At 59.2% G+C, this 9,704-nt stretch carries 9 protein-coding genes and 1 riboswitch; of the genes, 6 read left to right on the top strand and 3 right to left on the bottom strand.

The window, feature by feature from the left end; genetic code table 11:
• Positions 1-194: 194 nt before the first annotated feature.
• Positions 195-276, top strand: a riboswitch (ZMP/ZTP riboswitch).
• Positions 277-335: 59 nt separating this feature from the next.
• Both AAC01S_RS05505 and AAC01S_RS05500 read left to right on the top strand, forming a co-directional pair.
• Positions 336-1,193: a bifunctional 5,10-methylenetetrahydrofolate dehydrogenase/5,10-methenyltetrahydrofolate cyclohydrolase gene (locus tag AAC01S_RS05505; RefSeq protein WP_067620063.1), complete on the top strand. Its 858-nt coding sequence runs from the start codon at positions 336-338 to the stop codon at positions 1,191-1,193.
• Positions 1,194-1,195: 2 nt separating this feature from the next.
• Positions 1,196-2,068, top strand: coding sequence for an aminoglycoside phosphotransferase family protein (locus AAC01S_RS05500; RefSeq protein ID WP_245630094.1), 873 nt, complete (start codon positions 1,196-1,198; stop codon positions 2,066-2,068).
• Positions 2,069-2,806: 738 nt separating this feature from the next.
• On the opposite strand, the gene AAC01S_RS05495 is transcribed toward AAC01S_RS05500, so the two are convergent.
• Together AAC01S_RS05495 and AAC01S_RS05490 are read right to left on the bottom strand one after the other, a co-directional pair.
• Entirely contained in the window at positions 2,807-3,559 is a 753-nt protein-coding gene (locus AAC01S_RS05495; protein WP_067620057.1) for an ABC transporter permease, read from the bottom strand.
• Positions 3,556-4,284: an ABC transporter ATP-binding protein gene (locus AAC01S_RS05490; RefSeq protein WP_067620048.1), complete on the bottom strand. Its 729-nt coding sequence runs from the start codon at positions 4,282-4,284 to the stop codon at positions 3,556-3,558. The genes AAC01S_RS05495 and AAC01S_RS05490 overlap by 4 nt, the downstream gene beginning before the upstream one ends.
• 206 nt (positions 4,285-4,490) lie before the next feature.
• On the opposite strand from AAC01S_RS05490, the gene AAC01S_RS05485 reads away from it, so the two are divergent.
• On the top strand, positions 4,491-5,495 hold the full coding sequence (locus tag AAC01S_RS05485) for an NADP-dependent oxidoreductase (protein WP_067620043.1): 1,005 nt from the start codon (positions 4,491-4,493) through the stop codon (positions 5,493-5,495).
• Between the two features lie 497 nt (positions 5,496-5,992).
• Here AAC01S_RS05485 and AAC01S_RS05480 read toward each other — a convergent pair whose 3' ends face one another.
• Positions 5,993-6,238, bottom strand: a complete 246-nt coding sequence (locus tag AAC01S_RS05480; protein WP_245630093.1) for a hypothetical protein — start codon at positions 6,236-6,238, stop codon at positions 5,993-5,995.
• Between the two features lie 288 nt (positions 6,239-6,526).
• Between AAC01S_RS05480 and AAC01S_RS05475 the strand changes: the two genes are divergently transcribed.
• The 3 genes from AAC01S_RS05475 (at position 6,527) to AAC01S_RS05465 (ending at position 9,675) form a co-directional block, all read left to right on the top strand.
• Complete coding sequence (locus AAC01S_RS05475) at positions 6,527-7,525, top strand: L,D-transpeptidase (RefSeq protein ID WP_169794012.1); 999 nt, start codon at positions 6,527-6,529, stop codon at positions 7,523-7,525.
• Positions 7,526-7,603: 78 nt separating this feature from the next.
• A complete protein-coding gene (locus AAC01S_RS05470; RefSeq protein WP_067620036.1) occupies positions 7,604-7,939 on the top strand; it encodes a DNA-formamidopyrimidine glycosylase family protein in 336 nt (111 codons plus the stop codon).
• Positions 7,936-9,675 carry a PHP domain-containing protein gene (locus tag AAC01S_RS05465; RefSeq protein WP_067620034.1) on the top strand — a complete coding sequence of 580 codons (1,740 nt, stop codon included), beginning with the start codon at positions 7,936-7,938 and terminating at the stop codon, positions 9,673-9,675. The genes AAC01S_RS05470 and AAC01S_RS05465 overlap by 4 nt, the downstream gene beginning before the upstream one ends.
• Positions 9,676-9,704 lie beyond the last annotated feature (29 nt).

Below are 9,704 nucleotides of genomic sequence, written 5' to 3'. Positions count from 1 at the left end.
GCAGCCCCTGGCCGCTTCCCCCTCCAGCCCACCGGCTACCATCCCGCCCCTAGCCGCCTCGAGCCTTTCAAAACACCCACCATCTTGCAGAACGCCTGAATCGTTGATATATTCACGAAGGGAACGACCGTGCACCGCACGGCGAATGTATACGGTGAATGTGTACATGATAGAGCGACAACAACCATCATCATAAAGCGCTGTGCAACTGGCGGCTTAGCGTGGAGCACCACGAGGAAGCACAGCTGATCATCGTCGACCGCCTGGGCATATCACCCAGGGGGTCGTTTGCTATTTTTCGGGCAAGCGACACCCTGATCGGGAGGGCATTGTACATGGCGAAACGATTAGAGGGACGTCCTGTAGCCGACGCGCTTCGGCAGGACGTGGAACGAGACGTGCGAATGTGGACAGAACAGCAGATTCAGCCCCGACTTGTCACACTGCTGGCGGGGGACGATCACGCCTCAGAAGTGTATGCCGAGCAGAAGGGCCGATGGGCTGGGAGACTGGGCATCGAATTCGAGATGGTTCGCCTGCAGCCGACCTGCACGGAGGAGGATTTGATTGCGCGCATTGACCATCTCAACCGCGATTCATCCGTCCACGGCATCATGCTGGAAATGCCGCTGCCTCGCGGCATCGACGCGCAGCGAGTCGTCAGCGCGATCCACGCGTTCAAAGACGTCGACGGCATGTCGCCGTGCCATTCGTTTGCCAAGCCATCTCCGGAAGCAGCCTTGTACCCCGCCACACCGCTTGCATGCATACGCCTGCTGAAACACTACGGATATCAATTGCGCGGAGCCGATGTGACGTTGATTGGCTGCGGCCAGACCGTTGGCATGCCCTTGCTGCACCTGTTGATCGCGGAAGGTGCGACAGTTGCCGCGTGCCATGAGTGGACGAAGGATGTGGCGAGCCACCTGCAGCGCAGCGAGATCGCCATCGTCGCGGTCGGCAAAGCAGGCCTGTTGCAGGCTGACCTTGTCCATCCGCGGTTGACCGTCGTCGACGTGGGCATCTCCGAGGGGGACGAGGGCGAAGTCCTCGGCGATCTCTCCGCGGAAGCCGCGGCACAAACGGCCGCCTACACCCCGACACCTGGCGGAGTGGGCGCGGTCACCACCGTGCAAATCTTCGCGAACCTCATGCACGCCATGGCGTTGCAGCGGGAGGCAGGCCTTATTTGAAGGTGCATCCTTTCACCGACGTGATCGTCGAAGCGGAACTGCCGAAACAGCATCCTGGACAGGCCAATCGCATCTTCCGCGGCAAACGGAACGAAGTGCCGATCGCTCTGCGCGTCCCTCGGGATCGCGATCCCGACGCCGCCCCCTTCTACGACGGCGTCGGGCGACTCTTCGGCCTGTCGATCCTATCCCCCGCGCATTACCGCCAAACCCATCAGTGGCTGACGAAATTCTCGCCAATTTCGGCGCCGAGGCTGATCGACATCGGGCAAAGCGACGCTGGCATGGCGATCTTGCACGAGTGGATCGATGGCACGCCCGCGGCGGACTTCGGTCAATTATCGGAGGTCGGCGCAGCGCGATTCGGCAGCTATCTGGCCAATCTTCATCGGGCACCTGTGATGGGCTACGGATCGTGGAGGGACGCTCGACCGGCGAACGACTTTTGGGACGCCGCAGTGAAGACCATGCGATATCTCGCGGAGACGTACACATACAAATACGACGACGCGACGCGTCAGGTCCTGGCCACGATGGACAGGAGCCGGACGGCCATCCAAAGGCCGGAGATGGGTCTCATCATGCTGGACATCCATCCCTCGCAATTTTTCGTCGATCGCGGAGCATTCACCCGCGTGATCGACACGGAGTTCATCGTCCTCGGCCCGCCGGAAATGGAGCTTGTCGCACTGGAGCGGATGATCGACACGCGAACGGCGCAGGCCATCCGGGCCGGCTACGAAGCGGTTCGCCCATTCCCGAACTTGGCCCCGGTGCGCGATTTCTACCGGGCGCTCAATCGCGCGTTGTGGATTCACGGCGACGAGCCTGCCGACGTGTGGCGCAACGCTCCAGTGACGTTTGGCGAGGCGTGATGGGCCCCGAGGGATGGGGGCGGTGGAGGCGGAGGATGGCGGTGGAGGCGGAGGATGGCGGAGGCCCCAGTGCCGGGCGCCGGGCGCGAAGGCAAATAAGCCGCCGCAGACCGCTTAAGTGTGTCGAATCCGCGGAGTGGAGCCGAATAAGCGGTCGTGGGACGCTTATTCGGCCGAAACAGCCTCGTTTCGCCGCGGATGGAGGCAAATAAGCGGCCTCAGGCCGCCTATTTGCGGTGAATCCGGCCAATTCGTCGAAATAAGCGGCCCTGGGCCGCTTATTTTCCCCATTCCCCACTTCCCTCTCCGTCGCGCCTCTGGGCCGCCTCCGACTATCGCGCTCCTACTCCCGAAATGGAAGTTTCGCCCCAAACGCCGCCTTGGGTCCAAGGCCGCCATCGCGATCGCGCCCGCCGCCCGATTCCAGTCCGCGCGCGAAGGCAAATAAGCCGCCGCAGGCCGCTTAAGTGTGTCGAATCCGCGGAGTGGAGCCGAATAAGCGGTCGTGGGACGCTTATTCGGCCGAAACAGCCCCGTTTCGCCGCGGACGGAGGCAAATAAGCGGCCTCAGGCCGCCTATTTGCCATCAATCCAGCCAACTCGTCGAAATAAGCGGCCCTGGGCCGCTTATTTTCCCCATTCCCCATTCCCCACTTCCCTCTCCGCCGCACCCCCTCGCCCTCGCCCAAAGGTGCTTTCCCTGCAAGGCTCGGTCCATCTGCAAGCCGCGAAGCGTAATCATTTCGGCACAATCAGCTGCTGGTAGCTCGTGAACAGTCTCGGATAAGTGAGGAAGCCAATGACGATGCTCGTGATGGCAGAGCCCGCCAGGATGCAGAACAAAATCATCAACTGGTACCGGACCGCTTGGACCGGATCGGCTCCGGCGATGATCTGGCCGGTCATCATGCCTGGCAACTGCACGAGCCCTGTGGTCTTGGTTGAGTCGATGGTCGGGATCATGCCGGCTCGTATCGCCTGTTTGATGTGTGGATAGATGGCCTGCTTGGGCGTTCCGCCAAGCGCCAGCACCATTGTGATTTCCGCCTCTCCGTTGGTGACTTCGCGCTGCAGGCGGTTGAGCAGAAGTCCTGCGGCGACCATCGAATTGCCGACGATCATGCCGCTGATCGTGATGATGTAGCGCGCTTGGAACGGGATGACGCCGATGCCGAGAAGAACGGCTTGCGTCGCGATCTCGGTGGCGACCAAGCCAGCCAGGATGGGCCAGATCACACCTGGAATCGTTTTGGCGCGGGATCGGGCATTCCATGCCGCGACACCGACAATCAGGGCCACCATCGCCAAGATGAAGAGGACGGTGTGCGAGGCAAAGACAAACTTCAAGATGTAGCCGATGAGGAGCAATTGAATCACGGCGCGGACGCTGGCGATGACGAGATCGCGCTCAACGCCCAGCTTCAGCCACAACGACAGCACCATCGCGACCACGACGAACAGCAGCGTGAACGACAGGGAAAGAAACGTCACTTTGTCTCCTCCTCTTCCTCGCTCAAGAACGCCTTGAGCTCCGGCGTATTCGGATGTTCAAACAGACTTGTCGCGGGGCCCTGTTCAATCACGCTGCCCCCGGCCATAAACCATACCTCGTCAGCGACGCGACGGGCTTGATCCAGGTCATGCGTGACCCAAAACAGCGTCGTCTTGAACCGATCCCGAACATCGAGGATGGTTGTCTCGACGTCGTGTTTGGCGTGGATATCGAGCGCGGACGTCACTTCGTCCAGCAAGAGGATGTCCGGCCGCATCGCCAAGGTGCGCCCCAGCGCGACGCGCTGTTTTTGCCCGCCCGACAGCTCGGCTGCAGGCTTATGTAACAGATCGGTGGACAATCCCACGTTTTCGAGCAACGCTTCCGGATTTTGCAGGGATTGCCCGTGCAGGCGCAGTCCATACGCCAAATTGTCCTCGACCGTCCCAGGAAACATGGTCGCCGTCTGAAACACCATGCCAACCTTTTGTCTCAGGGCTTGCACGGGCCATTCCCGGACTTCCTTCTCTTCGACGTAGACGGACCCGGCCGAAGGCGTCCGCAACAGATTGCAAAGCGACAGCAGCGTGCTCTTGCCGGCTCCAGAAGGGCCAATCAGCGCAACGGTCCGCCCCTTGTGTACGGTGCCCGTCACGTCGGTCAAAAGCCGATTGCCCGCCACCGTGACGCCCACATTGTCAAATCGCATCGCGATTTGCTCCATGCAGCCCCTCCTCATCGAATACATATTTGAGCTATCGTACAGGTTAGGGTAATCTTTGAAACTGATCAAACACAATCCATTTACAATCCGTTCACGATCCATTCACTATCCATCACCCTGCACTTTGCACCATGAATGATGCGCTTGATACGTGATAGGCTTGATACACACACGGATTCCGAATCCGAATGACGGAGGTGCTTTTCATGAGTTCACAGACGGCACGGCGCATTGTACTCGCCAAACGCCCCACGGGAACACCTACAACTGATTGCTTCCGCGAAGAAACGTACACACTTCCGGAGGTCCATGACGGCGAAGCGTTGCTGCGCACGCTTTATATTTCCGTCGATCCGTACATGCGCGGTCGCATGAACGCCGGCAAATCCTACGTGCCCCCGTTTCAGCTCGACGAACCGATACTCGGCGGCGCAATTTGCGAAGTCGTCGAATCGAAGGCGCCAGACCTGAAACCAGGCGATCTCGTCCTCTCCCAAACCGGCTGGCAGACGCACGCGGTCAGCCCTGCCGCGAATCTTCGCAAACTCGAGGGCCTTCCCGGTCCAGTGACCATGGCGCTTGGAATCTTAGGGGCCACGGGTCTGACGGCCTATTTTGGCCTCTTTGACATTTGCCACCCAACGTCCGGGGAAACCGTCGTCGTTTCCGGCGCTGCCGGGGCAGTGGGTACCGTCGTCGGTCAACTCGCCAAACTGGTCGGCTGCCGCGTCGTCGGCATCGCAGGATCAGACAAGAAGGTCCAGTACCTCACCCAAACACTAGGCTTTGACGCCGCCATCAACTACCACACCGACGATATCGCCGCAGCGTTGGCCGACGCTTGCCCCAGCGGGATCGACATCTATTTCGACAACGTCGGCGGCCCCGTCTCGGACGCCGTACTCAGCCAAATCAACGACGGCGCCCGCATCGCCGTTTGCGGCCAAATTTCCTTGTACAACCTCGACAAACCCGATGTCGGACCACGCGTCATGCCCATGATCCTGACGCATCGAGCGCTCATGAAAGGGTTCATTATCGGCGATTACCGCGACAGATTCCCAGAAGGCGTCCGGGCTCTCGCGACATGGATCGCAGAAGGCAGGCTGAAATGGGAAGAGACGATTGTCGAGGGATTCGATCACACCGTCGACGCCTTCCTCGGACTGTTTCGCGGCGACAATCTCGGCAAGCAGTTGGTCAAGCTGTAAGGCTCGGCGGTAAGGTGGTAGAGCGGTAAGACACCTCCGCTTCGATCCCTTCCATGGCATGAGTGTGACTGTCAGTGTGACGGATGGCATAACGGATGGCGTGCCTATAGTTCCATCCATCACAGCCACTTCGGCACATGTTTCGGTACAGCTTCGAATGGAGCTGGATCGCAGGTTGGACAGGACGGATGTGTGCACAAACTGGCTATGAAGAAATCTCTATAGTGACGTCCTTGATACGTGCAGGAAACGACCAGGCCAGGAATGGTATAAACCCCCTGGTCTTTTCGACTTTACTGTGATAACAGCCTGACAGGCCTGTTTGCAAAAGGTTACACTGACAGGAAGGTTACTTATGCGGTGAGTGAAAGTCTGCTCTGCAACATGTAAAGGCCATAGCGGAACTTTCTTCCCCTATCGCACACCTTCGCCATCCCCCGCCGAGCACTCGTCCGCGGCCGGGCGAACATGCAAATGGCGGTTGAATTGAAGTCAATTCACCGCCACAAATATACGTGAAAAAATCGTTTGTACAGCCAAATCGTAAGCAGCGCCGCTAAAGCGCAGTGAAGGCCGAGGACGCCTGTTTCGCCGATGGAAGACGGTGCCGGGTAGAAATAACGAAAAGCCACGATGCCAACCAATTCATAGTTGAACACGAATAAGATTGCCACGGTCAGCAGTGTCAACAACGCCCTGGTCACGCGAGACAACACTCGAATGGCAGCTACCCCCTTACCCACTTCCGAGCCCTTCTACAGCAACATTTTCCAGTCTTCTTTGAATTCTCATTATAACACGCATCAGCCGAAGCGTCACTGAATAGAGATAAGCGACACGTGACAAAAACCGTCCCATTTCTCAAAATGTTGCCAGAAAATTTACCCAACATTCGCCAACATTCGACTTCTAGAAATTGCTAGGATCCAAGACGACGCCTTCATGATACGGAAGACACCTTCGGGGATGGACATAGACGTCACATCGTCAACGAGGTATCACCCAGAGGTGCGCAGGAGAGGTGCATGTTCGTGAAGTGGTTTGCGCGTAGTCTAGTGTTTGTCGTGTCGTTTCTGTGTCTCGTCGTGCCATTGACACTGTCACAACACGACTATTTGGCGGCAAAGTCCATAGGGACTGCAAGCACCACAAATACACCACACGCGAACAGCCCGCGTGATCAATCCGACAGCACGCGGGCTCAATCCGCCATTCACGCGAAACAAGTTCGGGTCGAATCTAGCATCCCTATGAAAATGCCGTCGCCAAAGCTCGTCGACAAAGAGCCAACTCCCCCTATGGTTGGACTTGGCGCGACCGGTCCCTCCGCCGAGTGGCTGAACGAGGCACTCGCCGTGTTGGGTTATCTGCCAGTCCGCTTTGTCGGAGACGATGGTGAGTCCAGCGCCTCCATGCGTGCCGATCTCGATGCCTCGCTCGCCTCGGGCGTCTTAACGCCGCTCTCTGGGACGTGGCAGTGGACGTTCAAATCGCCGCAATCGCTTGCGTCCCTGTGGAATCCGGCTGCGGCGAATCGAATCACGCAAGGGGCTGTCATGTCGTTCGAGGCGACGAATCATCTCGAGGTCGACGGGATCGCGGGGCCTCAGGTGTACGGCGCTTTGCGAAGCGCCTTGGCCGACGGCGCCGTCTCGCACCAGGTCTACACGTATGTGACGGTGACCAAGTCATCGCCGGAAGAGCTGCAGGTTTGGCAAAACGGCAAAGTCGTGCTGACATCGCTGGCGAATACGGGCATTGCGGCCTCGCCAACCCCGAACGGAACCTGGCCCGTATATGAACGACTGGTGTCGCAAGACATGCAGGGCACCAACCCAGACGGCACGCACTATAACGATCCCGGCGTTCCCTACGTCAGCTATTTCTACGAAGGGTGCGCCATCCACGGCTTCGAACGGGCTTCGTACGGTTCTCCGCAGAGTCTTGGCTGCGTCGAGCTGCCTGTACAGGAAGCCGCAAAAGTCTACTCGTTGCTGCAGTATGGGACGCTTGTCACCGTCCAGCCGTAGGCCCAACGGAGGGATTGCGCACCGTGTCCGATTGAAGAGCGGCGCCACCGGCCATCCTAACCCCAGGGAGGAATGCGGATGCCGAAACTGCCTGAAATGGAAACCTATCGCGCGCTCTTGTCCGAGCGGATCGTCAACCTCCAAGCGGAGGAGGTGCGGGTGGATTGTGAACGCAGCATCAATGTCGAGGCGAAGGTGTTCGCGAAGCGCGTGCGGGGGCAGCGTACGTCTTGGCGATCTCGACGTGAACCCGCTTCATCCGACGTGTACGTTGGCGGCATTCGAACGAAGCTTCAGTGGGACCCGTCGCCCATTGAAGCTTCACCTTGTGGATCAACACGCCATTGCAGGTATCGGCAACCGTTACTCGGACGAAATTCCCGCACCGATAGACAGCGCGAGGTGGACCCATGAAAAGCAAATGTGAACTGGTGCACGAACTGAGATGTATCGGTGTTCTATTCGAGATTGAAGAGGAACACAGACGAAAGGGCAAGGCTATCCGCGACGTTGCGGACGCCATTGCCAAGATGGACGAGCCGCTGCCCGACATCCTGGACAATCTCCATCAGATCCCCGGCGCGGGTCCGAAAGTGCGCGAGGTGATCGACAGGTTGGCGGCACAAGGCCTGGCGGAGACGGCTGCGGCGTACGACATTCGCACACCTGCGAGCGCGGCGGCGCTCATCGCTCTGCCAGGCGTTGGACCGAAAACCATCTCGACGCTCGTACATACGTACCACGTCCAGTCGCTCGACGATCTCGCCAAAGCGTTGGACGCGCACCGGATCACCGGCATCGCGGGCTTCAGCAAGGACAAGCTGCACCGCCTCGCCAGAGACGTTCAAGTGCTCATCGCGCGCCAGAGTCACTGGCCGATTGCCAAAGCTTGGCCGCATGCCCACGCCGTCGAGCGCGAACTGGCGCAGTTGCCCGGCGTTCACCGCGTCCAAGTCACGGGCACGGTGCGCCGACTTGCGGCGATGAATCCTGCTATCCAGCTGGTGATGGCCGTCGATGATCGGAGTGGATTCGACGCGTGGTGCGCATCGCACAGGGCGGTATCGAACCTGCAGCCGGACTGCGAAACGTGTATGGAAACGATCCGCCTGACGACGGGCGATCCGCCTGATACCTTGCCGCTGTACATCCATTTGTGTACTCCGGATGCGTTCGGCCTGGCGCTCATGGAGACCACGGGCGACGCTACGCACCGCGCCGTGATCGGCGGCATGTTGGCCAAAAAGGGACTCACGCCGTCATTCACGGGTTTGGCTCGATCCGGCCTTCCGACGATCGCTGTCCCGACGGAGGAAACGGTCTACGAAACACTGCGTCTGCCTTACCTTCCCCCGGAGCTTCGCGAAGGGGAAGGCATTTTGCAAGATCCACAGTCGCTCGTTTCGCTCGAGTCGATCCGCGGCGATCTCCACATGCACAGCACCTGGAGCGACGGATCCATGTCCATTGCCGAACTGGTCGAGCAAGCTGAACGGCTGGGCTACGAGTACATTGCCATCACTGATCATTCACAGTCCTTAACCATCGCCCGCGGCTTGACTCCGGAAGCCCTCCGGGCCCAGCGCGGGGAGATTGAAGAGATTCGCAAACGGACTCGGCTGCGCATTCTTCACGGTTCGGAGGTGGATATCCTCGCCGATGGATCGCTCGACTTTCCGGACGAAGTGCTGGAGGAATTGGACATTGTCGTCGCATCCGTCCACAGCGCGTTCCACCAGTCGCGCAGCGACATGACGAAGCGCATCCTGCGGGCAATCCGACACCCGAAGGTCCATATTCTCGGCCACATGCATGGGAGATTGATTGGGAAGAGGGCGGGCTATGACGTCGATACAGAGGCCGTCCTGCAGGAGGCAGCCGATCTCGGAGTGATGGTGGAACTCAACAGCAATCCCAATCGCCTGGACATTTGGGACGACTGGATTCGCCAGGCTGTCCAACTCGGCCTGTATGTTCCCATCGACACGGATGCCCACCATCCGGACGAACTCGGCAATATGCACTATGGAGTGAGCGAAGGAATCCGGGGCTGGTTGCCAAGGGCTCGCGTTCCAAACACGATGTCCTGCGACGACCTGATGCGGCACCTCAAAGAGCGCAGCAGAGGTCGCCGCGTCAAAAACGCTTGACCGCGTGATTCCCTGCTTCGGCTTTGCTA

This window comes from Alicyclobacillus acidiphilus NBRC 100859 (genome assembly GCF_001544355.1).
Classification (GTDB): Bacteria; Bacillota; Bacilli; order Alicyclobacillales; family Alicyclobacillaceae; genus Alicyclobacillus; species Alicyclobacillus acidiphilus.
This window is presented reverse-complemented; position numbering and strand designations above follow the sequence as displayed.

Bases quoted from the DNA above. Each gene is read 5' to 3' on its own strand.
- AAC01S_RS05465 (WP_067620034.1), top strand. From the start codon at position 7,936: ATGAAAAGCAAATGTGAACTGGTGCACGAACTGAGATGTATCGGTGTT.
- AAC01S_RS05485 (WP_067620043.1), top strand. From the start codon at position 4,491: ATGAGTTCACAGACGGCACGGCGCATTGTACTCGCCAAACGCCCCACG.
- AAC01S_RS05490 (WP_067620048.1), bottom strand. From the start codon at position 4,284: ATGGAGCAAATCGCGATGCGATTTGACAATGTGGGCGTCACGGTGGCG.
- AAC01S_RS05505 (WP_067620063.1), top strand. From the start codon at position 336: ATGGCGAAACGATTAGAGGGACGTCCTGTAGCCGACGCGCTTCGGCAG.
- AAC01S_RS05470 (WP_067620036.1), top strand. From the start codon at position 7,604: ATGCCGAAACTGCCTGAAATGGAAACCTATCGCGCGCTCTTGTCCGAG.